Annotated in this window: 27 protein-coding genes; 16 read left to right on the top strand and 11 right to left on the bottom strand. The window is 44.5% G+C overall.

Annotated elements, in window-relative coordinates:
• The first annotated feature begins 50 nt into the window (after positions 1 to 50).
• From ANCC_RS01500 to ANCC_RS01525, 6 genes are all read left to right on the top strand, one after another.
• A complete protein-coding gene (locus ANCC_RS01500) occupies positions 51 to 713 on the top strand; it encodes a hypothetical protein (RefSeq protein ID WP_155858395.1) in 663 nt (220 codons plus the stop codon).
• A 32-nt stretch (positions 714 to 745) separates the two neighbouring features.
• Positions 746 to 1,363: a septation protein SpoVG family protein gene (locus ANCC_RS01505; RefSeq protein WP_006567771.1), complete on the top strand. Its 618-nt coding sequence runs from the start codon at positions 746 to 748 to the stop codon at positions 1,361 to 1,363.
• A gap of 3 nt (positions 1,364 to 1,366) precedes the next feature.
• Positions 1,367 to 1,768: a hypothetical protein gene (locus tag ANCC_RS01510; RefSeq protein ID WP_006567770.1), complete on the top strand. Its 402-nt coding sequence runs from the start codon at positions 1,367 to 1,369 to the stop codon at positions 1,766 to 1,768.
• 6 nt (positions 1,769 to 1,774) lie between these two features.
• A complete protein-coding gene (locus ANCC_RS01515; protein WP_141709597.1) occupies positions 1,775 to 2,506 on the top strand; it encodes a hypothetical protein in 732 nt (243 codons plus the stop codon).
• 510 nt (positions 2,507 to 3,016) lie between these two features.
• The gene (locus ANCC_RS01520; protein ID WP_006567768.1) at positions 3,017 to 3,349 is read left to right on the top strand and encodes a helix-turn-helix domain-containing protein; all 333 of its coding nucleotides are present in this window, start codon (positions 3,017 to 3,019) and stop codon (positions 3,347 to 3,349) included.
• Positions 3,350 to 3,530: 181 nt separating this feature from the next.
• Positions 3,531 to 4,448: a hypothetical protein gene (locus ANCC_RS01525; protein WP_008724762.1), complete on the top strand. Its 918-nt coding sequence runs from the start codon at positions 3,531 to 3,533 to the stop codon at positions 4,446 to 4,448.
• A gap of 164 nt (positions 4,449 to 4,612) precedes the next feature.
• Here the strand turns inward: ANCC_RS01525 and ANCC_RS01530 are convergent, their stop codons facing one another.
• Positions 4,613 to 5,425, bottom strand: a complete 813-nt coding sequence (locus ANCC_RS01530; protein ID WP_006567765.1) for a hypothetical protein — start codon at positions 5,423 to 5,425, stop codon at positions 4,613 to 4,615.
• A 250-nt stretch (positions 5,426 to 5,675) separates the two neighbouring features.
• Here ANCC_RS01530 and ANCC_RS01535 point away from each other — a divergent pair, with 250 nt between their 5' ends.
• The 6 genes from ANCC_RS01535 to ANCC_RS01560 all read left to right on the top strand — a co-directional run bounded on the left by ANCC_RS01535 (position 5,676) and on the right by ANCC_RS01560 (position 9,754).
• Complete coding sequence (locus tag ANCC_RS01535; RefSeq protein WP_233458272.1) at positions 5,676 to 6,002, top strand: helix-turn-helix domain-containing protein; 327 nt, start codon at positions 5,676 to 5,678, stop codon at positions 6,000 to 6,002.
• Positions 6,003 to 6,339: 337 nt separating this feature from the next.
• Positions 6,340 to 6,711: a helix-turn-helix domain-containing protein gene (locus ANCC_RS01540; RefSeq protein ID WP_006567762.1), complete on the top strand. Its 372-nt coding sequence runs from the start codon at positions 6,340 to 6,342 to the stop codon at positions 6,709 to 6,711.
• 211 nt (positions 6,712 to 6,922) lie between these two features.
• Positions 6,923 to 7,285, top strand: a complete 363-nt coding sequence (locus ANCC_RS01545) for a helix-turn-helix domain-containing protein (RefSeq protein WP_006567761.1) — start codon at positions 6,923 to 6,925, stop codon at positions 7,283 to 7,285.
• Positions 7,286 to 7,393: 108 nt separating this feature from the next.
• On the top strand, positions 7,394 to 7,651 hold the full coding sequence (locus tag ANCC_RS01550) for a DUF6870 family protein (protein WP_006567760.1): 258 nt from the start codon (positions 7,394 to 7,396) through the stop codon (positions 7,649 to 7,651).
• A gap of 182 nt (positions 7,652 to 7,833) precedes the next feature.
• Positions 7,834 to 9,519 (top strand): recombinase family protein, encoded by a 1,686-nt coding sequence (locus ANCC_RS01555; protein WP_006567759.1) that lies wholly within the window; start codon positions 7,834 to 7,836, stop codon positions 9,517 to 9,519.
• Positions 9,512 to 9,754 carry a recombinase family protein gene (locus ANCC_RS01560; protein ID WP_006567758.1) on the top strand — a complete coding sequence of 81 codons (243 nt, stop codon included), beginning with the start codon at positions 9,512 to 9,514 and terminating at the stop codon, positions 9,752 to 9,754. Before ANCC_RS01555 ends, ANCC_RS01560 begins: the two co-directional genes overlap by 8 nt.
• A 48-nt stretch (positions 9,755 to 9,802) precedes the next feature.
• Here ANCC_RS01560 and ANCC_RS01565 read toward each other — a convergent pair whose 3' ends face one another.
• From ANCC_RS01565 to ANCC_RS01590, 6 genes are all read right to left on the bottom strand, one after another.
• Complete coding sequence (locus ANCC_RS01565) at positions 9,803 to 11,479, bottom strand: recombinase family protein (protein ID WP_002569190.1); 1,677 nt, start codon at positions 11,477 to 11,479, stop codon at positions 9,803 to 9,805.
• A gap of 100 nt (positions 11,480 to 11,579) precedes the next feature.
• A complete protein-coding gene (locus ANCC_RS17770) occupies positions 11,580 to 11,807 on the bottom strand; it encodes a transposon-encoded TnpW family protein (RefSeq protein ID WP_004613661.1) in 228 nt (75 codons plus the stop codon).
• Between the two features lie 417 nt (positions 11,808 to 12,224).
• Positions 12,225 to 12,485 (bottom strand): helix-turn-helix domain-containing protein, encoded by a 261-nt coding sequence (locus ANCC_RS01575; protein ID WP_002569189.1) that lies wholly within the window; start codon positions 12,483 to 12,485, stop codon positions 12,225 to 12,227.
• Complete coding sequence (locus ANCC_RS01580) at positions 12,466 to 12,906, bottom strand: RNA polymerase sigma factor (protein ID WP_002569188.1); 441 nt, start codon at positions 12,904 to 12,906, stop codon at positions 12,466 to 12,468. The genes ANCC_RS01575 and ANCC_RS01580 overlap by 20 nt, the downstream gene beginning before the upstream one ends.
• Positions 12,907 to 13,445: 539 nt before the next feature.
• On the bottom strand, positions 13,446 to 14,435 hold the full coding sequence (gene rlmN, locus ANCC_RS01585; protein WP_002569187.1) for a 23S rRNA (adenine(2503)-C(2))-methyltransferase RlmN: 990 nt from the start codon (positions 14,433 to 14,435) through the stop codon (positions 13,446 to 13,448).
• Positions 14,436 to 14,458: 23 nt separating this feature from the next.
• A complete protein-coding gene (locus tag ANCC_RS01590) occupies positions 14,459 to 14,638 on the bottom strand; it encodes a cysteine-rich KTR domain-containing protein (protein WP_002588768.1) in 180 nt (59 codons plus the stop codon).
• 384 nt (positions 14,639 to 15,022) lie between these two features.
• Here ANCC_RS01590 and ANCC_RS01595 point away from each other — a divergent pair, with 384 nt between their 5' ends.
• From ANCC_RS01595 to ANCC_RS01610, 4 genes are all read left to right on the top strand, one after another.
• Positions 15,023 to 15,376 carry a helix-turn-helix transcriptional regulator gene (locus ANCC_RS01595; protein ID WP_002569186.1) on the top strand — a complete coding sequence of 118 codons (354 nt, stop codon included), beginning with the start codon at positions 15,023 to 15,025 and terminating at the stop codon, positions 15,374 to 15,376.
• Between the two features lie 267 nt (positions 15,377 to 15,643).
• The gene (locus ANCC_RS01600; RefSeq protein WP_002569185.1) at positions 15,644 to 15,973 is read left to right on the top strand and encodes a plasmid mobilization protein; all 330 of its coding nucleotides are present in this window, start codon (positions 15,644 to 15,646) and stop codon (positions 15,971 to 15,973) included.
• The gene (locus ANCC_RS01605) at positions 15,934 to 17,280 is read left to right on the top strand and encodes a relaxase/mobilization nuclease domain-containing protein (RefSeq protein ID WP_002569184.1); all 1,347 of its coding nucleotides are present in this window, start codon (positions 15,934 to 15,936) and stop codon (positions 17,278 to 17,280) included. Before ANCC_RS01600 ends, ANCC_RS01605 begins: the two co-directional genes overlap by 40 nt.
• 63 nt (positions 17,281 to 17,343) lie before the next feature.
• Entirely contained in the window at positions 17,344 to 17,595 is a 252-nt protein-coding gene (locus ANCC_RS01610; protein ID WP_002569183.1) for a helix-turn-helix domain-containing protein, read from the top strand.
• A gap of 177 nt (positions 17,596 to 17,772) precedes the next feature.
• Here the strand turns inward: ANCC_RS01610 and ANCC_RS01615 are convergent, their stop codons facing one another.
• The 4 genes from ANCC_RS01615 to ANCC_RS01630 are packed head-to-tail and all read right to left on the bottom strand — an operon-like array spanning position 17,773 to position 22,864.
• Positions 17,773 to 18,138, bottom strand: coding sequence for a cysteine-rich VLP domain-containing protein (locus tag ANCC_RS01615; protein ID WP_002569182.1), 366 nt, complete (start codon positions 18,136 to 18,138; stop codon positions 17,773 to 17,775).
• Positions 18,135 to 18,347: a transposon-transfer assisting family protein gene (locus ANCC_RS01620; protein ID WP_004607965.1), complete on the bottom strand. Its 213-nt coding sequence runs from the start codon at positions 18,345 to 18,347 to the stop codon at positions 18,135 to 18,137. The genes ANCC_RS01615 and ANCC_RS01620 overlap by 4 nt, the downstream gene beginning before the upstream one ends.
• Positions 18,344 to 19,297 carry a hypothetical protein gene (locus ANCC_RS01625; RefSeq protein ID WP_002569180.1) on the bottom strand — a complete coding sequence of 318 codons (954 nt, stop codon included), beginning with the start codon at positions 19,295 to 19,297 and terminating at the stop codon, positions 18,344 to 18,346. Before ANCC_RS01625 ends, ANCC_RS01620 begins: the two co-directional genes overlap by 4 nt.
• A 3-nt stretch (positions 19,298 to 19,300) precedes the next feature.
• The gene (locus ANCC_RS01630) at positions 19,301 to 22,864 is read right to left on the bottom strand and encodes a YodL domain-containing protein (protein WP_002569179.1); all 3,564 of its coding nucleotides are present in this window, start codon (positions 22,862 to 22,864) and stop codon (positions 19,301 to 19,303) included.
• Between the last annotated feature and the right edge of the window lie 80 nt (positions 22,865 to 22,944).

Here is a 22,944-nt window from a genome sequence, read left to right on the forward strand (position 1 = left end):
TTTTATCCTTTGCGGAAATCAAGGCAATTGCGTCTGGGAATCCTATGATTATGGAAAAAACCGAGGTAGACACGGAAGTTTCGCGTCTGCAGGTCTTGAAGGCAAGCTATGAGAGCCAGCGCTATGTCCATCAGGATAATTTCCTTTTCAAATATCCAGAATTGATTAAGAAGACTGAGAACCGATTGTATGCTATGGAAAAAGATATCAGGAAACGTGACCAGGCACTCTGTATGGAGCCGGACTTTTTCGTTACTCTGAACGGCCTTAGATATGATGAACGTGAGGCGGCGGGCAGCGTTATCTTAGAGATGGCACATTCCCTTGAAAGTATGGAAAGCAGGACGGTGGGCAGCTATAAGGGGTTTGATGTAGTGGTAGAAAAAAAGTATTCTGACTGTATCATAAAGCTGAGTGGGGAACTGACTTATTCGGCAGATATGAGCAGCAGTGCTTCCGGAAATATGGTCCGTATGGAGAACCTGTTGGGGAGTTTGGAAAAGAGAGTTGCCGCACATAAAGAAAAACTGGAAGAGTACAAAAGAAATATGGAGGAATCTAAAAGGGAGTTTAATAAAGAATTCCCCTATGAATCGGAGTTGAAACAAAAACTAATCCGCCAGCAGGAAATCAATAACGAGCTGGAGATAAAAGATGAGGGAGAAGAACTGGTGGTAACAGAGGAACTCCCGGAACCGGCGATGTCCAGATAGAATTCATTAAAAAAGTAGAAGGAGACTAAATTATGAAATATACAGTAAATATTTATGAGGTATCAACAGAGAAAGATAAAAAACTGAGGGCATTTGCTGCGGTAACGTTCGGTGACAGATTTAAAGTAACCGGTATCACTATCAGGGAGGGAAGATCAGGGAATCTTTATGTGAGTATGCCGCAGTATCCAACGGGGGAAAAAGATGAACAGAATAAGCCGATATACAGTGATGTGTTTTTTCCAAAAACTACGGATTTCAGTACCGCATTAAGGGGAGAAATTCTGGAGGCGTACCAGGAACGTATGGGAGGGAAAAACGAAGTTGACCTCACTTATGGGGAGGAAGATTTTGACTATTATGTTCAGGTAGTAAACAACAGAGATTTGTCCAATACCACTAAGGCATATGCCAGACTTGTGATTGGTGATGTATTTGTAGTTAATCAGATTTCTGTCAAACGATCCTTTGCAGGAAATAACTTTGTGGCTATGCCTTCCCAGCGACGCATGGTTGAAGGAAAGGCGGAATATCAGGATATCTGCTATCCAGTGACAAAGGATTTTCATGACAGGCTGCAGGGAGATATTATGAGCCAGTTTGAGCAGAATAGGGAAAAACTGCGCTCTGCAAAGGAAAAAGCGAGGTGACTTATGGAGAAGAAAATCAATACTACAATAGGCCGTCTGGAGGAATTGGAAGAGGAAGAATGGGATGGCGAGAACTTCCTTTTTGAAACGGATGAGGAACATCAGGTCTGGCTGGACAAAAAACACTTGGTTATCCAGGAACTTGGCTTGCAAATACATAGCGGTGTCTGGTATGAAAAATATGAAGATGATGAGGACGACAGCTTTGAACCGGATTTTGATTTTTATATGTTTTTTGATGCCGGTACAAAGGAGTATCTGTACATGGAACAGGGAAGTTCCCTAATTACCTGCATTCATAATTTTACCGGGTTGAGCTGGGAAGAGATTGAAGGACGGGCGTGTGAGGTTATCCAGACAGATCGTGATATTCAAGTCGAAGAACAGACATTAATCTATCAATAGGAGGTGGTGAGCATAGAAATAAACATGGAACATGTAGGCTGGACATTGAAAGGAAGATGCCGGGAAGTGGCGGTGTCATTTGAACACGAATTTGCCGGTTCAGTCATATATGGAGAAACCATAAAAGAAGGGCGCTGGTTTTATACTCTTCCTTACCGGAAATCTGGCGGTGCAATTGAAGAACCAAACGCAGGCAACATTGATTACAATGGAAAAATAATTGGAAACGACCTTGGTAGTGCGGAATTGGGTGAGATATTTTCAAAATCTATATCTGAAGATTACGAAATGCTAAAGACTATCCAGAATATTGTCCAACAAATGGAATTGATAGAGGATATCTCCATAAATAAGATGGTATCAGGAGAAATTTATGGTTTTGAGGATGATGGCTGCCACTCTCTTATTATCTCTGCCTTATCAGAGGATATAATCTATTTTCTGCGGCTTGATCAGGACGGCAAAGACTATATTTTTGCAGATGATGAGGATGAAAAGGTTGAATGCTGGCCATTGAATTGTCTGCAAAGTATGGCGGAATATAAGCCGGAGGATTTCGGATATGATGCTGGAACCTTGCGGGGATTATATTATTATGCTGATACAGAAATTTATAATCTGCCAGAAAAACTTGTAGACTATGAAAAAACGGAGTTTGTTAGCGCAATGGAGTTTGCGGAGCGGTTAAAACTACAGATTCCAGATATTATCCGGCCAGGAGAAAAGAAAATTCGATAATGCGCAGAAATGATTTAGAATAAGCAGATGGAATATGGAGGAATAAGTGGTGGATAACAAAAAAGTAATCAATCAAACTAGATATGAGGCACTGATACAGGAGGGATTCCCAGAAGGGATATTGTGCGTATAGCAGAATTAATCAAGTATATACCAGCTATCTTGCAGGCGTTAATTCAAAACCCCCTTTTTATGCAAATAGTTACAATTATGACCTGATAGACACCAGAAGGACATGTGCCCTGCGTCTCTATGGTTATACACTGGGAGATTATGGAACCATAATAGACAGTAATGCATACAGATATGTGGAATTTTGGGCAGGCAGCGGAATGTAACAATAAAATCCGCTGAAAACAGGGCTGATAGTTTGTGCTTTTAGATTGTTCTTTTACTGTTGTTTGTAACTAAAAGTTAATGCATGTAATAAAATGGTGGTCTGTATATTTGAAGAACCGGATTGTATACTAAATTATAACAAATGTAACTATTAGTGAATGGTGGGATTAAATGAATACCAAGAGATTAGGTAGGAAAATCAGGGAAAAACGTAAACAGTGTGGATTGACAAGCCAGCAATTGGCTGATCTATGTCATGTACATGACGGCTATATCCGACAATTGGAAAGCGGGAAAAAGGTTCCCAGTATGCCATTGTTATTGAGCCTGTGTGATGAGTTGGAAACGTCCCCCAATTACCTCTTGGAATATGCAGAAGCAGGCGATGATAAGCAACTATTAAATCGCCTGTATAAGCTTAGTCCAGAACAAAAAAACACAATGATATGTATGCTGGACGCTTATATAACTTATGAAGAAAAGAAAAAGGGTGAGGAGGCATAATCTGTGTCTCTGTATATTTAGAATATTCTCAAGTAATTGGTTGATGATTATTAAAGGGAGCGCGTTATTGCGGCTCCCTTTTGCATTTTGTTTTGTTAATGGAACGAGCCAAAGTTTGACAAATTACGAAATAACAAGTAACATAAAAGTCTAAATAATAGCTTTTTTGTGGAGGGTTAATTTGATAGATGAGATAAAAAAATATGTTAAGGAAATATTAATGATAGTCGAATTTGAAATATGGGAAAGAAACAGGGAGAAGCACATGATTCTCCAGACAAGAAATATACAGAATAACATGACAATGTTACCATATGAAAGCGACTTCCTGTGTTTAATCCACGATTATTGTAAAATGAATAGAATTTATATAAATGAAATAAAAATATATAGTAATGTAAGACTTTATGTTTTTAAAATATATTTAAAGAATAATATGGATATAATAGCCTTTCCAGTGGAAATAACAAAACATGAACTTATTTTAAGGCGTGAACAGCAAGAACCAGATGGTTTTCATTCTGTGGTGGATAAAGAAATTAAGATACGTTTATGTGATATTAAAATAATAAAAGTGATTCATGATTGTGATGATGTTGATGTTGGAAATCTGGAATTATCAAAACCAATGTATGGATATAAGGCTATACCTGAAATAAATGGGCGTTTGAAAACAAAAGGCTGTGAATATCGACTCAATATACCATGTATAGTAAAAGTAAGAAATCCATATGTTACAGATTTTCAGGATTGCTATTTACATTTTTGTACAACAATAGAGGGCGTAGCATTGTGTCCAGGCAGAACGGAATATTTAGAATCCATAAAAAACTATAAAAGAGGATCATTATCTGCAATAAGACTTTTTCAAGTGAAAGCAGAGGGACATTGTGTTCAATATAGCGGTGATTGGTGGGTCACAAATAAATTAACTGTAATAAAGGAAGTTACTAAAGAAGACATTTATTCATATTTTATGAACAATTCTTTTATAAAAGCAAAGGTTATGAAACACTTAAAGTTAAATCATGATTTTTGGGACGGTTTTCTTAAATCAGAAATCCCTCCATTTATCGAATCGGAAACGGATATGATGTGAAAAAATACAACAATCTTTTAATGCAATAAATTAAAATAAATTTTAGGGTGGGTGTCCGGACAAAATGATGTAAATTGTTACTTTGGCAAACGCCGCATGAACACTTCACTATGTTCATGTGGCGTTTTCTTTTGTGTATGTATCTTACGTAAAAAGCTCGTATTTTATTTCGTTTTCTCAAAGGTAATGCGGATGCATTCTGTACTTTTGGAAGACGCAGTGACTGTATATGGTGGCAAAGCAAGTTCCATACTATCAGATATAGGAAAAGGTGTACCTGATGCGTCCATGAGAAGTACATCGTATTTGTTCTCACTCCATATCTTTACACAATCCGTACATAGATATTTTGATATAAGAGATTCATCTGGCTGGGAGTCAGCCTGCATATATATATCTGCACGATAGCTCTCGGAGGTAATGGGTGAGGTTATAATCATAGTTCCGTTCTCGGAAGAGGTGATTGTGACACTATGATTTCCCTCCCAACTTCCTTTTGGAATAGTACTAACGGATCGTGAGTTTAAGTTTATTACACCAAATGCAGACTCATACGAGATATACGATTGGAGTTTACCCGAACAAATCCAGCATTCGGATTTGGAAACTGGACGGTGTACAATAAGCAATACAAAAGTAATAATAAAAAGAATACTAACAAGAGAAGCAATACAGAGCCGTTTTAGTTTGCGCTTTTTTCGGCAGCGCGCTATAGCCTGAGTGAATTGTTCCCATTCTTTTATATGCCGATAGTATACAGGTTCAAGCCGGGCCCAAAGTTGCTCATACTGTTTGTCTTCAGTAAGATAGGGTAAAGGAAAGAATTCTTTACAAACATCCAGTAAATCAGAGATATCTTCATCACTTACATCACTTTGCGATAGAAAAAGTTGATTTGTTTCAAAGAACGCCTTCTCGACCTGGGAAGAATCGAAATTACCTTCTAGTGCTGTTAAAAATTTTGAAGCCAGCCTCATAGTATTTTCCTCCGAAATGTTATCTAAAAGTTTATTTTCGTATCTATAAGATAACGTTTATTCATATGGATGTCTAGTAAAACTAATCTACAAATGTTCCCTGAAATAGACAATCTTTTTATATACAAATGAAACTGAGATATAACATGTGTCATATTTTGGTGGACTGTTGCGGAGGGGAAAGTGGAATTATACTAGAAGATAACAAAAGTAGCTAATGGTAATATGCATATAGATGGTGAGGTGTGATGTGGACCCAAAAGAATTCGGTGCTAAGTTGAGAGGTAAAAGAAAAGAATGCAAATTGTCATACCAGGAATTGGCTGAAAGGTGTCATGTAAACCATGGATATATCAGGCAGTTGGAAGCTGGCAATAAGCTTCCCAGCGTTTCGCTTTTATTCATTATATGTGATGTTTTAGGTACATCCCCCAATTATCTGTTTGGATATACGGAGGATAATGCTGATAAGGAATTGCTGGAACGTATATATCAATTAACGCCAGAGCAAAAGCGGGTGATGCTTTGTATTTTGGACGCTTATTTAAGCTTAGAAAAGATAGAAACAGAAAGTTAAAGCTGGACAAGAGGCATCTCTGATCTTTGAGATGTCTCTTGTTTTTCGATGGGATATGGTTCGAGTAAACGAGAAAAAATGTCTATTAAATCAAAAAATGTTGACATAGAAAAAGGCATGCTCTATAATAGCACATATTTTTATGGTAAACCGTTGAGTGGAGGAGTCGCGCTGATTATAGAGAGCTACTGGTGGTGTGATGGCAGCATTTTAAATCAATGTGAATGGGCTTGCGAGATGAAAGTGAAAAAATGATAGGTAATAATTTTAAACGTGTATTGCGATGAAAAATCGTAGTATGGGGACACTCGATAAACGGTAAACAGGAGACAAACATATGAAGGATCATACATGTTCAATAACAGAGAACATTAGAAGGGCACGCGAAGAAAGAGGTCTGACCCAGGAAGCCCTGGCCGAATTGGCCGGAATATCACATAGCCATCTGAGTAAGGTAGAATCTGGCTCCAGGACAATCGGCATGAAAACATATATAAAAATACTGGAAGCTTTAGAGGTTGTTCCTGTTTTGGTATCTGAAGCAGATGGGACGGAAAAGAGCATAGAACTATTGTCACGTTTCTTATGTATCTTAAAGGAATGTCCGGAGTTGGAACTTCAGTTTTACTTAGACACAATTGAGTCGATGAAAGGCAGTTTAAGCAAAATAGCCCTTTCAAATAATGACAATGATGATAAAGTTGCGTGAGTATAAATTTACGGCATTAGTTGAAAATAGAATATGTTTTGTAAGAGAGCTGCCATCTACAGGCAGTTCTTTTTTTCTGGATTTATGTCGGAAAATCTGAAATGGCAAATTATACGCTAGAATTGGATGATATTGGTCTTTACAGTCCGTTCTCAAACAGGAAATCATCATGTAAAATACATTCAAACTTAAAAAGGAGTATGGTACGAAGATGGTTAACAATTTTAATATTGCTCAAAACATTCGTACTTTAAGAGAAGAAAGAGGATATACAATAGAGAAGCTTGCAGAACGGGCAGGGGTGTCTGCAAATCATATGAGTAAAGTTGAAAACGGTTTGAGAAATTTAAGTATGGAATCCTACTTGAATGTATTGGAGGCATTGAACGTATACCCTGTATTGATAGAATCTTCAGATATTGGTGACACGAAGGAACAGTACATATTGGCCTTTATAAATATCATAAAAGGCTGTTCAGGGAGAGAAGCGAGTTTTTTACTGGAGACTGCTGCTTGTATTAAAGAAAACATGAATAAAGCCGGATTTACCCTTCGTGATGGAACCGGGAGATGATAGATACAACCATTTCATAAGGTCTGTATTGAGTATGACACTTTTGGCGTTTGTGAAATATCGTTAAGAAGATGTAAAGAAAATCATTGTCCCGGGAGGTATAGAGAAATGCTTACGATTGAAGAGCTGGATGCTTTCCAACAGATAAAGTTGGATGAGGTTGATATTGATACGCTGGTGGATTTGAATAGTGTAAAAATAGATACCTCTTTACCATGTGAGAAGAGAATGAGAAAAATACTGGACGAAGGAGTAAATCCCTACCTGTTCCGCGTGGGGGACATGAAGATAAAGGTATCTTATTCAAGTACGGGCAGGACCTTATCCGACATAATTGAAAATTTGATAGAAAAAGCAGAGTGTTGATTGAGATTCGCAAAAGAGAAAAAAAGAAGGTGATAAATGGTTAGATAGGTGTGGACAACTGGAATGAATCATGGTAAAATAAAAGCGGAATAGAACTAAACATTTAAGCAGGTTCCTGCTACTTATTTGATGTATGACCCAGGGTTCATGCGCTAACTAATAAGTGGTTAGGAGCTGTTTTTATGCGTAAAAATCATATCTATCGTGCTTATGCTTATCTGCGCTTATCCGTGGAGGATGGCGATCAGATTGAAAGCGACAGCATTAAAAATCAAAGAGTCATAGTACAGCGTTATTGTGGCGGACAACAGGAAATCCAAATCATCGGTGAAGCAGTCGATGATGGGTATACTGGTACAAACTTCAATCGCCCCGGTTTCAAGAAAATCCTGAATCTGATTAAAAGTGGGGAGATTGACTGTATTATCGTAAAAGATCTGAGTCGTTTGGGCAGAGATTTTACGGAAGTATTGCGGTATGTACAGCGTAGATTCCCGGAGTGGGGCGTCCGTTTTATTGCGATTGATGATAACTATGACAGTGAAGCCGAATCCTGCAAAGAGGATTTTCTAACATTACCCATTAAAAGTCTGTTAAATGAAAGCTATCCGGCAAATACAAGTATCAGTATCCGAAATACATTAAAGGCTATGCGTGAGCAGGGACTTTTTGTCGGGGCATACGCGTATTATGGCTATCAAAAAGATCCAAATGATCATCACAGGTTGATTCTTGACCCTATCGCTTCGGAGGTGGTGCGGGATATCTTTCGCTGGAAACTCTGTGGTTTAAGTCAGGATGCCATCGCAACACGGCTTGACAGCCTTGGTATTTTGCCGCCGGCAGACTATAAAGTATCACAGGGGGTCCGGTACAGGACAACATTTAAAAAATATGAACGTAGCCATTGGACTGCCGTAGCTGTAGGAAGAATTCTTAATAATACCGCTTACCTGGGAATACTGATACAAGGAAAAACCACTACTCCGAACTTTAAAGTAAAGAAAATAATCTACAAAAGCGAAGAGGAGTGGGCTGTCGTAGAGGGGGCAATGCCTCCCCTTGTGAGCTGGATTGATTTTATGATTGTCAATCACTTGTTAGAGCATGATACGCGGACAGCGCCTGGTCAGGAAACCGTATATCTTTTTTCTGGGCTACTGGAATGTATAGACTGCCATCAATCACTTGTACGCAAATCCACGAAAGCAGGTGGAAAGGAATATGGATATTATGTGTGCTCTACCAACAGGGAGAATAGCAGGACATGTTCGCCTCACAGGGTTTCAGAATCAAAGTTGAAAAAAAACATTCTTCTGCTGATACAATACCATATTTCTGTTCTTACTGATTTAAAATCAATCTTGTCATATGTTGATACAATACCATTTTCGGACCGCAGGGTACAGAAGGAAAGCTCTCGGATGGAAATGTTAAAAAAGGATTACCAGAGGAATATGAAATTAGCTGCCTCATTATACGGTGACTATCAGGACGAGCTGCTGACAAGAGAGGAATACCTTCAGCTGAAAAAACAGTATTCAAGCCGTTGTACTGAACTGGAAAAGCTGATTGAGCAGCAAAAGGTAGAAAATGATAATATATTTCGGAATATCTGTGGTAAGAATGCATGGATTGATCATTTTTTGCAATTCGGTCAGGTAAAGGAACTTGACCGGAGGCTGGTAGTTAGTTGTATAAAGAGTATTCAAGTCTCCGAAAAGGGAAATCTGGAAATTACGTTCTGGTTTAAAGATGAATTTAGAAAGGTCATAGCAAAAATCAGACAGATTTGTACAGAATTGCCTAACCAGAAAATGGAAACATTCCTGGAAAGCTTAGGGGAAGGCGGTGTCATGTGTGGCTAGAAAAAGCAGAAGGAATCTGGTTGAAGAACAAGTTATTTTCTCACTTAGAGAATACAGATTTGGATCTTATGCACGCTTATCGGTTAGAAGCAATAAAATAAAAAACGATGATTCCATTAGTCATCAGCTGCAGAGAAACGGGGAATTTATAAGCAGGAATCTGTCAGGAAGTATTCTGACCGGTGAATACTGCGATAATGGTGTTTCGGGCACTACATTTGTTGAGGTAAGATAACGATACCTTTTTTGCAGAGGGTGTTATCTTACCTCTTTTTGATGTATGTTAGATAGCATAACTCTTTACGTCGGCTCCTATCTGTCTGAAATAGGAGATACTTTCGGTAGGCTTGTCACCTGTATCAACTCTGCCGACAAAGCTATAAAAGATTTCGATTTTGCGGGTGTTCGTTTCCTTATCCAGTTCGTGAATAAGAATACGGTCAATAAATTCATGGACGTTTTCGTAGGTCAGTTCTTCAATCGCTGTGTATCTGCGTACCAGTGCGACAAACCTTTTTACGTCCGCGCTGCGCTCGGTGGCGTTGTCGATTTCCTGTGACAGCTCCGCAATCCTCCGGGTCAGCGTCTTTTTTTCTTCATCATAGCCGGAAGTCAGAAAAGCAAATTGTTCATCTGAAAGTTTCCCTAAAGCGTTGTCCTCGTAGAGCTTGCGGAATAAGATGTTCAGCTCGTTAATACGGTTCTGCGCCTTGTCAAGCTCTTTCCGCTGCTGTGTCAGCGTCTTTTGTACTGCCTTTGCGCTGCACTCGTTGGCTGTTTCGATAAACTCCTGTTCATGCTCTTTCACATAAGACGTTACTCGCTGCAAGTCTGCAAGGACAAGTTCTTTCAATACGCTTTTGCGGATATAATGCGTAGTGCAGAGCATATCATTTCTTGCCCGGTTGCGGTAGTTGCCGCAAGTGTAGGCGTGTTTCCGTTCAAGCGTCCCGGCTCCGCGTACTGCATACATTTTGTAGCCGCAGTCCCCGCAAAAGAGCAGCCCGGAAAACAGGTCAATTTCATCAACCTTTGTCGGGCGTTGCCGGGTGGCAATCCGCTTCTGTGCAAGTTCAAAGGTTTCTTCATCAATCAAAGGTTCGTGAGTGTTGGGGAAGAAATACCTTTTTTCCTCCGGGTTCTTTTTCGTCTTTTTCGACTTATAAGATACCTTGTAGGTTTTCCCGGTTATGGTATGCCCTAAATATTCTTTCCTTGTCAGAATGTCGTACAGCGTCTTATCCGGCCAGTTGTACCATGCGTTGAGCTGTGGGCGGGGGTGGCGTTTGCTCCCTGTCCTGCGGTAGCGCAGTTCCCCGACGGTCAGTATTTCATTGTCCCGCAGCCAGTTCTGGATTTCACACATACGGTCGCCCCGTACATACATTGCAAAAATCTGTTTTACGACGTGCGCCGTTTCCGGGTCGGGTATCAGATGATTGCGGTTATCCGGGTCGATAAGGTAGCCGTAAGGAGCTTCGCCGTTGACGCGCTCGCCTTTCTGCGCCTTTGCCTGTTTGACAGCCCGGATTTTCTTTGAGGTGTCGCGGGCGTAAAACTCGTTGAACCAGTTCCGCAGAGGGGTAAACTCGTTATCTTCCCTTGCTGTGTCTACACCGTCGTTAATGGCAATGTAGCGCACTTCATATTCGGGAAAGACAATCTCTATCAGCTCCCCGGTTTTCAGATAATTACGTCCCAGACGGGAAAGGTCTTTTGTTATGACGGTCGCCACGTTCCCGGCTTCAACCTCATGCAGCATGGCTTGAAGCCCCTCACGCTCAAAGCTCACGCCGGAAAATCCGTCGTCTACGAAAAAGCGCGTGTTGAAAAAGTGGTGTTCGTCAGCATACTTTTGTAAAATCAGTTTTTGGTTCTGTATGCTCTCGCTTTCCCCGGCTTGCATATCTTCCTGGCTCAATCTGCAATATAAAGCGGTAATCTTGTCTGTCTGTAACATTTTGTCCTCCTTTCCGACGACAGACAAGCATGGTATTTGTACTGTCTATATTATACCACATACCGCTGCCTGTGTCATGTATAAAATGTGAAGAAACGCCCTATTTCCGGGCGTTTGCGGGGTTCAGTTCCATGTCTTTGCGAATGAGTTTTTTTATCTTTTTATCCAGTGTGTCCGTTGCGCGTTCACTTGCGGACGAACATACAAGGTAAGTAACTTTTCCTATTTTATGCTCCGTTGTGGTAACGGGCGTTTGGTTTTGCGTCAAAGAAAATCCCCCTTTCTTTCGCAAACATATAATATAGTCTATGAATAGCAGCAAGTCCACTATTCAATAAAACAAAGGCTTTAATCGGACGGTTATTAGCATAACCTCATGGGAATTTCACCCCGGCATGGTTCTCATGCCGCCCTACCCATTGCCTGCGACGCTCTTAACGCTCGGACTGTGGCTGTAAGGAAGTATCATTGTATATTCTGCGTGTCGTCGCCCGCAAGCCGCTACACTTGCTTTCCGGCGCGGTGTTGGTCGCTCGGCTGTCCGGGCGGGGATAACCTCACCCGGATAGCGTCATGGCGCACCCGCCGTATGGCTCGGCGCAAAAGGAACGTATCCGATTTGCCCTATGCTGCGCCGCCGTTATCTTGCGCCGCTTTCTTTGTCAAGGTTCAGAATGGCTTTGCTGCCGCGTCAGCAGCGGAACGGAAAAGGGGGAGAGAGAAAGCGTCCCGCCGCCGCTGCGGTTTATTCCTCTGCCTTAAAGGTGAGGACAGCCATCATCAGTTTTGCTTGCAGCCGTTCCCGAATGTCGTGGTCTACGCCAAAATAGACGTTCCCGCGCTCGTCGTACAGCTTCCGCATGGAGAGGCGGGCTATGTAGCCGCTGAAATGCTGCAAGACAATCTTCATGGCGTCCGGGTCGCCCTTTGTCGCTGCCACAATGACAGGATAAGGAACAAGGGCATTTTCCGGGTAGCCGGGTTCGTTACCATTCGTCCCATTCATCAGCATTTTCCTCCAGATATTTTCTTAATTTCTCAAAAGAGCTTGTCCGCCTGTACTGTATCGTGCTTCTCGACGTGTTGAACAGCTCCGCAATCTCGGTATCGTTCATTCCCTCGAAGTAATACAGCAATATGGCTTTGCGCTTTTCTTCCGGCAAAGTACGGATTGCTTCAAGAAGCAGCTTTGGCGTGATTTTCTTCCCGGCTTTCTCAAAGACGGTTTCGGCGGCTTCACGTTTGAAATATTCATCAAACGTATGAAGCTGCCGCGCTTCGTCTAAGGTCATGTCGGAAAAGGTCACTTCCTTTGCCTTGTGTCTGCGAAGTTCTCTATGGGTGTCGCAAGCTTCATTGTGCAATACCGTATTACAAAACTTCTGAAAAGCACACTGTTTGTAAAACTCCCTGCTATTAGGTTCCACATTCTCACCTCCTTTCTCGTTGGAAAGTTGGTGGTGCTTCCCCCCTTTTCGCGGGGCAATACGGCGTTTTTCAAAAACGCCGAAGATTTTTTGAAATTTCTTCAAAAATTTTTTGAACGTACAAAATGCGCCCGTCCGAAAAGCCCGGACGGGCGCATAGGCATTGTAAGCAGTATCCAGATGATTAGACAGTTCATATATATAAGCGTAGTTTCCCCCCCGGTGGTGGGCGGGCTTTTTTTGATAAGTCAATAACTGTCGGATTTTGTCGATATGCTTTTTGCTTCATGGCGGCTACCTCCTTTAGCCGCCGATTTCAACAGTGATACCGCGTCATTTCATTAGAAGATAAAAAGAAACGGCGGCTTTGATTTTTCAAAGCTGCTGCGGAAATCAAAGAACGACAAGCAACAGTTCTGATTTTGCTCCAATATGGTTATTAGGGGCACAAATTAAAATCAAAAAAGAGCCGATAACAGCAGTATTTCAAACTGCATATTATCGGCTCTGCGTCTGTGCGTCTGGCTCTTTTAATTAAATTATTTCTGTTGTTTTTTGGCTTTATTATATGTATTAGCTAACTGTCCACAAGCTGCTTTAATCTCTCTACCATGAGAAACTCTCATGGTAACTTCAAGTCCTGTTTGCTCTAATTGATGTTTGAACGCAACCATTTCTTGTTTTTGTGGTGCTCTAATTTTTGAATTACTCGTCGGGTTGTATTGCAGCACGTTAATCATAACATTTTTGCCCTTAAACCATTTTGCAAGTTGCCTTATATCTGAGGAACGGTCATTTATACCTGGTAAAAGCAAATACGCAAATACCACTTTTCGATTATGCCTTTGAGAATAGGACAATGCTTGCTTAACAACATCTTCAATAGCGTACATGTGCATATGAGGAATGATACAGTTTCTCGCAGCCTGTGTTGCTGCATGTAAAGATATTGTCAACTGAATTTTTAGATGTTCTTCGCGCAATTTTTTTAATTGATTAACTGGACCAACTGTTGATACGGTAATGCCGTCGGTTGGAAAGTTAAGTCCATTTCTATCTCGAAGAATATGGATTGCTGCAATCAAGTTGTCGTAATTGAATAAAGGTTCTCCCATTCCCATAAAAACGATACGATTTACTTTTTGACGTATCAATACAACCTGCTGCACAATTTCAGACGGTGTTAGATTACGAACAAAACCATTGCGTCCGGACTCACAAAAAATACAGCCAACAGAACAACCAACTTGCGTACTTACGCAAACAGTCCCACCATCTCGCCGTTTAATAAAAACCGTTTCAATATACCTGTTATCTTTCAATTCATAAACATACTTTTCAGTATCGCTACTTTTATAGACTTTTTTTGTTGATATTGATAGATTTTCTTTGTGAAATGGCTGTTTATACAATTCCGTATATAAGGCTCTTGCTTTATCCTCTCCAATTACTTCCGACATTTCTTTGTAAGTAAATCCGTATGGGTCATTCAATATTTCCGTAGGTGTACTTTTAGGTAAGTGTTTCATTTAAATATCCTTCCTTTTCAAAATTAAAAAGTTTGTTTTTCAGAGTTTTTGATTATGATTTCTAGTTTTTCAACATCAACGATATGCGTTAATTTACATTTAGGGCAGAAAAGAGGAAAATTTCTTAATACCGTATTATAAAATACTTGAACCCTCGTCTTTCCGTTACAAATTGGACATTTTATCCAATATTTTTCAAGCATAATATTTCTCCTTTTGCGCAAAAAAATGCAGGTCAATTCTCAACATGAGCATTGACCTGCATTTATACATATAATACTACAACAAAATTAAGGCATAGTTTTTATACTATGTCTATACGTCGTTAGTTTTGTTGTATAGCATACGCAAAATAAGCATGACAAAAAAGCCCATATTGAAAATGGGAAAAATCTTTTTTGATTTCAATGCTTATCGAATACGCATGCTATGTAACATAAACATTCCCCCCCTTTTATATAATATTATATACAAAAGCAGCTTGTTGTCAACATATATATATATGAATTATTTTGGCTAACTGATAGAACTACGTAGACATATCCAAGAAGAAAGGGGAACAGTAAAATGTAATAGGGTGAATAACTATGGCAAAAAGACCAGTACCACGATACGACTTTAAGGCTTTTGGGGCAGCGATAAAGGCAGCGCGTGAGGGATGCAAGGAGAGCCGCAAGAAAGTAGGCGACGAAATGTTTATCTCGCCGCGCTACCTTGCGAACATTGAGAACAAGGGGCAGCACCCAAGTTTACAGATATTCTTTGAGCTGATACAGCGTTACCATATATCCGTAGACCAATTCCTTTTAGAAACGCCGCCGGAGAAGAACACGCAGCGGCGGCAGCTTGACGCGCTTCTTGACGGTATGAGCGATACAGGCATACGGATTGTAACCGCAACGGCAAAGGAGATTTCCGAAGTCGAAAAAGAGGGCGAATAGGAATGTCCGACTTAAAACTGAACAGGATTTAGAAAGCGTTGTAATCTTTTTTGAGGTTGCAGCGTTTTTCTTTTGCGTAAGTTTGGCAAAATCGCTTTTTCTCCGTAGTAGGTGATAAGAGCCTAAAGGATAAAAACATTCGTAGCAAGCATAGGAAGCGGGTACCACTTCCGTATTTTCGCCCTCCCGCGCTGCGGCGCGTCGGTTGAAAATTGCTTGTTGGGAAGTGTCCCAAACCCTCGGAACGGAAAGGAAAGGAGCGAACACATGGACGGACGCAAAAGGACAGTGCAAATCAAATTCAGAGTGACGGAAGCGGAACGGGATTTAATACTGGAAAAAATGAAGCTCGTACCCACCCGGAACATGGCGGCGTATCTGCGGAAGATTGCCATTGACGGGTATATCATTCAGATAGACCACGCCGATATAAAGGCTATGACCGCAGAGATACAGAAAATCGGTGTCAACGTCAACCAGATAGCACGCCGCGTAAACGCGACGGGGAACGCATACCAAGAGGACATAGAGGAAATAAAGGGGGTGCTTGCGGAGATATGGCGGTTACAAAGATTAAGCCTATTAAAAGCACTCTAAGCAAAGCCCTTGACTATATCGAAAACCCGGACAAGACGGACGGGAAAATGCTTGTGTCCTCTTTCGGTTGCTCCTATGAAACGGCAGATATTGAGTTTGAATATACCCTGTCGCAAGCACTCCAAAAGGGGAACAATTTAGCCTTTCATCTGATACAGTCCTTTGAGCCGGGGGAAGTCGATTATCAGAAAGCCCATGAAATCGGAAAGCAGCTTGCCGACGCGGTAACAAAGGGGCAGCATGAGTATGTACTCACGACGCACATTGACAAAGGACACGTCCATAACCATATCATTTTTTGCGCGGTGAACTTTGTAGACCACCATAAATACAATTCCAACAAAAGGAGCTATTACGGCATACGGAACATGAGCGACAAGCTGTGCCGGGAAAATGGCTTGTCCGTTGTCGTCCCCGGCAAGGGCAGCAAGGGAAAGAGCTATGCGGAGTACCAGGCAGAAAAGACGGGTACAAGTTGGAAAGGCAAGCTGAAAACCACTGTTGACGCGCTTATCCCCCAAGTTTCCAGTTTTGAGGAATTGCTAACGCGGTTACAGGCGGCGGGCTATGAGATAAAGCCGGGGAAATATGTATCATGCCGCGCCCCCGGACAGGAACGCTTCACCCGCCTTAAAACCCTCGGCGCAGACTATACAGAGGAAGCCGTAAGGGAACGGATAGCGGGCAGACGGACAAAGGTGGCGAAAGCTCCCAGAGAGCAGCGCGGCGTGTCGCTGCTTATCGACATTGAGAACAGTATCAAGGCAGCGCAGAGTAAGGGCTATGAACAGTGGGCGAAAATCCACAATCTGAAACAGGCAGCTAAAACAATGAATTTCTTGACGGAACATAAGATTGAGCAGTACGCGGATTTAGTCAGCCGGATTGAGGAAATGGCAGCGGAAAGCGGACAGGCGGCAGACGCATTGAAGAACGCCGAAAAGCGGCTTGCGGAAATGGCGGTGCTTATCAAGAATGTTTCCACCTATCAAAAGACAAAGCCTGTCTATGACGCATACCGCAAGGCAAGGAACAGGGAGAAGTACCGCGCCGGACAGGAACAGGCAATTATCCTCCATGAAGCCGCCGTAAGGTCACTGAAAGCGGCGGGCATTGCGAAGCTCCCGAACCTCGCCGCGCTGCAATCGGAGTATGAAGCCCTCCAAGCGCAGAAAGAAGCCCTTTACGCCGACTATGGAAAATTGAAAAAGAAAGTCCGGGAATATGATATTATCAAGCAGAACATTGACAGCATTTTACAGGCAGACAGACAGCCGGAACGGGAAAAGGAAACAGAACGCGGATAAGGATAGCAAAATCCCCGCCGCTGTGCTATGATAGGGCTATCAAAAAGCAGAGGAGCGTTGAGCATGGAAAACCAGAAAATGCCGGAATATGAAACCATACGCGCCGCCGTTGCCGGGGAGAAATGGGCGGTGGAGAAAGTCGTGGATTGCTACAAGGACGAAATCGACAGGCTATCGACGGTAGCGGTCAGACAGCCAGACGGAAGCACGAAACAGGAAATCAACGAAGATATGCGCCAGTCTATCACAAAGAAGCTGATAGAAGCCCTCCCGCAGTTCCCGCTTGAAGAAATGGAAAAGGGAAATGTCAGATAGGCAAAAAAAGAACAGGGCGCGGAAGCCAGTATATGACTTCCGCGCCCTGTCTTTTTATGGGTGCTGTTTTCGTGAATGTTACGCAGTAGAACGCCATTTTCGGGGGTAAAGGTATAAAGTATCGCCTATCCGATTTTCACGCCCGGAAAGCCCTGTAAATCAAGGGATTTTCCGCACCTACTGCGTAACAGGGGTGCGTCTTTTCCTCATGCGCTCGGCAGCTTGTCTGCGGGTGATACGCTTCCGGCAGACGGGGCAGTATTTGACACTGTTAGAGGTTGACGCAAAGAACGCGCCGCACTCGGTACACTTCTTCTTGTCCCCTGTCTGGTAAAGCTCCGCATAGAGTAGCCTGTCGGCGGGAAGCACCGCAGCCCGGAACCACTTGCAGAGAAGCGAATAGGAAATGAGCTGCGGACAAACGCACTCGTCCCCGTCGTCCAGTAAGATACAGTTCCCGTTATCATAATTGCAGCACGTCCGGCGCACAAGGGCGTTGACTTTCCGGCTCTGGGGCGGCGTCAGCCGCTTAACCCCGTTCATACTTCATCAGCGGCGTAAATGGGAAGCTCTGCAAATTCCGCTTCGGTCAAAGCGTCCACTTTGGAAAGGGTGCGCTTTGCAAGCTCCCGCATATCCGCGTCCATGTAGGGCAGCGCGGCGTTGACATTCTCAATCAAAGCCCGCTTGCCGCCCTCGTTGTAAATGCTCAAAAGGTTTGTTTCTTCAACAGTCAGTCTAATCATGCTCATACCTCCATATCGTGATTTTTTGTTTTTGCCGCCGCCTTTTTCGGGGCGGTCTTTGCCTTGTCTGCTTTAAGCTGCGCCCGGATAGAGGGGCGGGGCTTCCTTATCTTCCTGTCCCGGTTCTCCCCCTTGTCAATCAGCGCATACGTCCCATGTCTGCCCTCGATTTTGGAAAAGGCAAGGGTCTTGTAGGGCAGCATGGAGAAAAGGCGGTCAGTGTCCTTTGTGGCTGCAAGCTGCATGAACGCCGGGGAAAGCTCTACCATGAAATGGGTCTTGTTGGGGCTGTTCGGCGTGTCGTGCCGCTTCATTTCCCGTACAATGCGCCGCGCTTCCGTTTCAATCAGCCCGTCCCGCAATGCGGCGATATGCGCCTTGAAATCCCCCGGCGGAAGCTGCTCCCGGCTGCGCCGTTCTTCCTGTAAGAGCGATTGCAGCGCGTCCGGGTCGTTGGGTACGGCTTCAAAGCGTTCAAACTTTCCAAGCTCATAATCGGGATTGCCGTTGAAAAACTGTCCGGCGGGTATCTCCCGTTCCCCATGCTCATAAATCAGCTTCACCGTATCGGCGGGCAGCTCCTTTTCCTTGACGCGCTCATAATGTTTAGCGTAGTCCAGTTCGTACAGATTGCCCTTGATTTTCCCGCGCTCCGTCCCCGTTAGCTCGATTGCATAGGCAAGGACGCGGTCGCTCGTCTGCTCCATGTAGAAACGCCATGTGTTGTGGGGCGCGGTGTCTTTGAGGAAAACGTCGCGCTCCCGGAAGCAATGCGTCCCGGACGGGCGGCAGAACCACAAAAGGGTCTTGTCCTCCTTGCGGGGGCTTGCCGCCGCCTTTGCGATAATCTCCTTGTCAATCTCCAAGTCGCTCTGGTAAAAGCCTGTGTTCTGCTTCATAACCGCATTGAGGGAAGCGAACAAATCCACGTTCTCAAATTTACTCTGTTTCGGCATGGGTCAGCTCCTTTCCAAATCCTGTAATTTCTGCTTTGCGTTTTTCTTCTGCGCCTTTTCCTTGTCAGCCCTAAGCTGCGCCCGGATAGAGGGCTTCTTTTCCGGCTTCGCTTCCTTGCCGCGCTCTTTGTCGGCTTTGACCGCGTTAGCCAGGTCAACAAGGGAAATTGTTTCTCCCGCCTTAACCTTTGCTTCCAGTTCGTCAACGGTAGGGGTGTTGTTGATGATACCGTCAAAGTTGTTGTCGTTCTGCTCTACGGTGTCCTCGATATGCTTCAAGGGGTTTGCCTTTTCCGGCTGCTCTGCGGCAACAGCAAACGCCCGCGTCCCGTTCCCCATAATCAGATACTTTCCGTCGTCCGACTGGTGGTGAAAGCCATATCCGGCGGCTTCTATCTGCTCCCGGCTCATGGCGGTCACATGGAAAGTCCCCCTCGGTGTCTGGATTGTTTCGCCCGTTGTCAGCTCGTCCGGGGTAAGCTGCTTCTGCTCCTGTAAAAACTCCGGCACTTGCCGGAAGCCTACGCTGTCAACGTAATGCGCGGTGTCCTGTCCGTTCTGATGAAGCACTACCACGTCCGAAACGGAAAGGCTGTGTCCCTTAAAATCTTTTGGGTGGTCGATATTGAAGCGGGTATAAATATCTTCAAGGGAAGTTTCCGGCGCAAGGGGCGCGGAATAGACAAGCTCATAGTTCGCTTTATCAACCACATTTCCCGCCGCCTGCAGGCGGTCGTAAGGCTCAAAGCGGAAGTCCCTTGTTTCGTCCCCGCCCTTTATCTGGTAAATGGAAAAGGTGTCCTTGTCCTGTCCGGTGGTCTGCGCCGTTTCCTGTGCCTTTGCGTAAAGCTGCTTTACGTCGCCCTCGGTCAGCTCGCCGCTTTTGAGCTGCCCCATAAGCTCGCGGCATTTCTCCGGCGTTCCCGTATAAAGCACGTCGCCCATTTTCGCCCGCCCGTTCTCCTGTGTCACATAGGCTTGCAAGAGGTGGCTGTTTTCCCGGCTGTCGCTGTAAGGGTTCCGGCGCACTCTGTAAATCGTTTCCGGGGTAAAGGCTTCTTTCGGGGCTGCTTCCGGCTTTTCTTTCCCGGCTGTATCTGCTTTTTTCGGGGCTTCCGGCTGTGGCGCGGCTTCTTGTCCCTCTCTGGTGGGCTGCTCCTGTCCGGCGGTCTGCTCCTTGTCCTGTGCCTTTTGCAGCTCCGCAAAATTCGCGTCTATGGAATTGATAATCTCGGCGGCTGCGCTGCGTATCGTTTCAAGGGAGCTTTTCAGCTCGGACAGCTCCCGCCCGCTGCTCCACCCGGCGACATAGCCGAAAGAATAGTCCGACGTGTCAAGCCCGTAATGTTGGCAGACGGTATAGGCGACGCTTTCCGCTTCGACTTCGCGGGTGCGGCGGTCAACGCGGGGTTGCTCGTCCTTTGGCGCGTTGAGGTCAATGTCGTGCAGCTTCGCATGGGCGATTTCGTGAATGGCGGTCTTTAAGGTCTGTAATTCGCTCATGCCCTCGTTGATAGCAATGCGCTTGTCCTCCAAGTGGTAGTAGCCATGAGAGCCGCCCTCGATATTCTCAAAGGCGATAGGAACGGGGGAAGTCTTTTCAAGGGCTGCGAAAAAGTCCTTATAGCGGTCAACGTCGCCTGTCAGTTCGTCAACGGCAATGTCCGGCAGTTCCTTTCCCTCGGTCTGGGAAACGTCAAAGACGGATACCACCTTGTAGGCGGGTATGGTGATTTCCTTTTCCTCGGTGACGGGCTTTCCGTCCTTGCCGATTATGGGCTTCTGCGTGTGCGGGTCGATTTTCTGCATTTCCTGTTTGATTTTATAGGGCGACGGGGCAATGATTTTAATTCCCTTTTGCCCTCTCATCACATTTCGCTCAAAGTTGTTCTTCCAAGCGGAAAAGCCCGCCAAAAGGGAAGCGTCCGGCTTCTGCATGGCGATAAGGACGGTGTTTCGGAAGCTGTAATTATGGAATTTTGACATGACTTTCAGATATTCCTTGTAACGCTCGCTGTCAAAGAGTTCCGTAATGCCCTGTTCCAGACGGTCGGTAATCTCTTTTAATTTCTCGGCGGGCTTCCCGGCTGTCAGCACGATAGGGATAACCGGGTGCGGCTCCTGTGGCTGCTCTGCGGCGGTTCGGGCGGTCTGCTCTGTGGCGGCTGCGTCCATAAAGGTCTTGTCCTGTCCGCCGCGTTCCGGCTGTGGGAAGCTCATAACGCGGTATTCTTTGGGTATCTCGTTTTCCGTTCCCCGATACCATTCGGTAAAGGTGTTCTGATTGTTATAGATATAGCCCTGTTCGGTAAACTGCCCCTTATCCTTGCTAACTGCGTCCCGCCCGTATTCTTCATACTTGAAATATTTCTTTGCTTCTTCGGGAAGCTCCAGCTCGTCCAGTTCGTCGATAAGATAATAACCGTAATCTTCTTCGCTGCGGACAGTGGGATAGAGCCAGTAACAGTCAAGGTTTTGTGCAAGGTTGATAAGGTCTTTCATGCTTCCGGCATACTCGCCATGTGTAACCGCCGCCGCAAATTTATCCTTGTCCCCGTCACTCTGCATTTCCAGAAGTTTTCCAAAATAATTCAGCTCGTCCATGCTTGCGCTTTGGATAACGGAAAGCGGCAAGTCAAAGGGGCAGTCCTCCGTAGAAGAATACCCGTTGATGAAAAAATCCTGCGGATTGTCTGCGGTAATGCCGACGCTTTCCATAGCCGCATGAAGCTGCTCTGTTGTGGTCGGCATGGGAAGCCACACGCCGCCCGGTTTGCCTGTTTCAAAGCGGCTGCGGCTGTCGATAAGAATTGAAAACTGCTCGTTTATGGTTTCACGCTCCTTTCTCTGTTCGGTGTCCTGTGGCGGCTCTGCTGTGGTGGGGGCTGCTTTTTCAGCGGTAGGCTGCGCCCGTTCCTCGCCCTCGATAGCATAGCCCGGTAAAAGCTGCCCGTTTACTTTGAAATGCTCTGCATACTCTGGCGGGATAGGCGGCGATACCTCGGTGAATAAATGCTGATAGGCTTTGATACGCCCATTCAGATATTTTTCCATAGCTGCCTTGTCTGCAAAGACTTTCCTTTCCTGTCCGGCGATTTTTGCCTGTCCGTAATTGTGGGGGCTGTTGGTGTAAATACTCCATGAAAGCGTCCACGAATAGGGAATGGATTTCTCTTTTTCCCTGTCATACCGGGTATTCTCGGATATGTGGTAGCGCATTTGGTAGACGCGGTTGCTGATGTGCTTCCCGTAGTCCGTAGCTTCCCACTGGTTCGCGGTATGCGTAGCTTCGGGTGTCCTCACATACTCAATGGCTTTGTCAATGGCAAGGGTCTTTCCCGCCTGTTCGTCCCATGCCGCCGCCTGTTCTTGCAAGGCTTCAAAAGCTGCCTGTTCAGCCGCCGCGTATTCTTCCCGCAATGCCTGTAACTGTTCTAAGGGCAGGGCGGTAAGCCCGGAAAGGTCAGCGGTCTGTTCCTCAAAATAAATATTTCGCTCTATCCGCATACTGTCAGCCGGGTCTAACTTGTCACGCTCAAACATGGAGTAACCTTTTTTCTTTTCCATTCATTCGCTCCTTTCTGAAATGGCGGCGCACCGCCGCGCTTTTGGGGTTCGCCCCGTACTACGGTGGGCTGTGCGTTATG

This window comes from Anaerostipes caccae L1-92, from assembly GCF_014467075.1.
GTDB lineage: Bacteria > Bacillota > Clostridia > Lachnospirales > Lachnospiraceae > Anaerostipes > Anaerostipes caccae.

Excerpts from the sequence above, each read along its gene's own strand:
- ANCC_RS01500 (WP_155858395.1), top strand. The coding sequence starts at position 51 with ATGGAAAAAACCGAGGTAGACACGGAAGTTTCGCGTCTGCAGGTCTTG.
- ANCC_RS01505 (WP_006567771.1), top strand. The coding sequence starts at position 746 with ATGAAATATACAGTAAATATTTATGAGGTATCAACAGAGAAAGATAAA.
- ANCC_RS01510 (WP_006567770.1), top strand. The coding sequence starts at position 1,367 with ATGGAGAAGAAAATCAATACTACAATAGGCCGTCTGGAGGAATTGGAA.
- ANCC_RS01520 (WP_006567768.1), top strand. The coding sequence starts at position 3,017 with ATGAATACCAAGAGATTAGGTAGGAAAATCAGGGAAAAACGTAAACAG.
- ANCC_RS01530 (WP_006567765.1), bottom strand. The coding sequence starts at position 5,425 with ATGAGGCTGGCTTCAAAATTTTTAACAGCACTAGAAGGTAATTTCGAT.
- ANCC_RS01540 (WP_006567762.1), top strand. The coding sequence starts at position 6,340 with ATGAAGGATCATACATGTTCAATAACAGAGAACATTAGAAGGGCACGC.
- ANCC_RS01545 (WP_006567761.1), top strand. The coding sequence starts at position 6,923 with ATGGTTAACAATTTTAATATTGCTCAAAACATTCGTACTTTAAGAGAA.
- ANCC_RS01550 (WP_006567760.1), top strand. The coding sequence starts at position 7,394 with ATGCTTACGATTGAAGAGCTGGATGCTTTCCAACAGATAAAGTTGGAT.
- ANCC_RS01555 (WP_006567759.1), top strand. The coding sequence starts at position 7,834 with ATGCGTAAAAATCATATCTATCGTGCTTATGCTTATCTGCGCTTATCC.
- ANCC_RS01565 (WP_002569190.1), bottom strand. The coding sequence starts at position 11,479 with ATGTTACAGACAGACAAGATTACCGCTTTATATTGCAGATTGAGCCAG.
- ANCC_RS01575 (WP_002569189.1), bottom strand. The coding sequence starts at position 12,485 with ATGAATGGGACGAATGGTAACGAACCCGGCTACCCGGAAAATGCCCTT.
- rlmN (WP_002569187.1), bottom strand. The coding sequence starts at position 14,435 with ATGAAACACTTACCTAAAAGTACACCTACGGAAATATTGAATGACCCA.
- ANCC_RS01590 (WP_002588768.1), bottom strand. The coding sequence starts at position 14,638 with ATGCTTGAAAAATATTGGATAAAATGTCCAATTTGTAACGGAAAGACG.
- ANCC_RS01595 (WP_002569186.1), top strand. The coding sequence starts at position 15,023 with ATGGCAAAAAGACCAGTACCACGATACGACTTTAAGGCTTTTGGGGCA.
- ANCC_RS01600 (WP_002569185.1), top strand. The coding sequence starts at position 15,644 with ATGGACGGACGCAAAAGGACAGTGCAAATCAAATTCAGAGTGACGGAA.
- ANCC_RS01605 (WP_002569184.1), top strand. The coding sequence starts at position 15,934 with ATGGCGGTTACAAAGATTAAGCCTATTAAAAGCACTCTAAGCAAAGCC.
- ANCC_RS01610 (WP_002569183.1), top strand. The coding sequence starts at position 17,344 with ATGGAAAACCAGAAAATGCCGGAATATGAAACCATACGCGCCGCCGTT.
- ANCC_RS01615 (WP_002569182.1), bottom strand. The coding sequence starts at position 18,138 with ATGAACGGGGTTAAGCGGCTGACGCCGCCCCAGAGCCGGAAAGTCAAC.
- ANCC_RS01620 (WP_004607965.1), bottom strand. The coding sequence starts at position 18,347 with ATGAGCATGATTAGACTGACTGTTGAAGAAACAAACCTTTTGAGCATT.
- ANCC_RS01625 (WP_002569180.1), bottom strand. The coding sequence starts at position 19,297 with ATGCCGAAACAGAGTAAATTTGAGAACGTGGATTTGTTCGCTTCCCTC.
- ANCC_RS01630 (WP_002569179.1), bottom strand. The coding sequence starts at position 22,864 with ATGGAAAAGAAAAAAGGTTACTCCATGTTTGAGCGTGACAAGTTAGAC.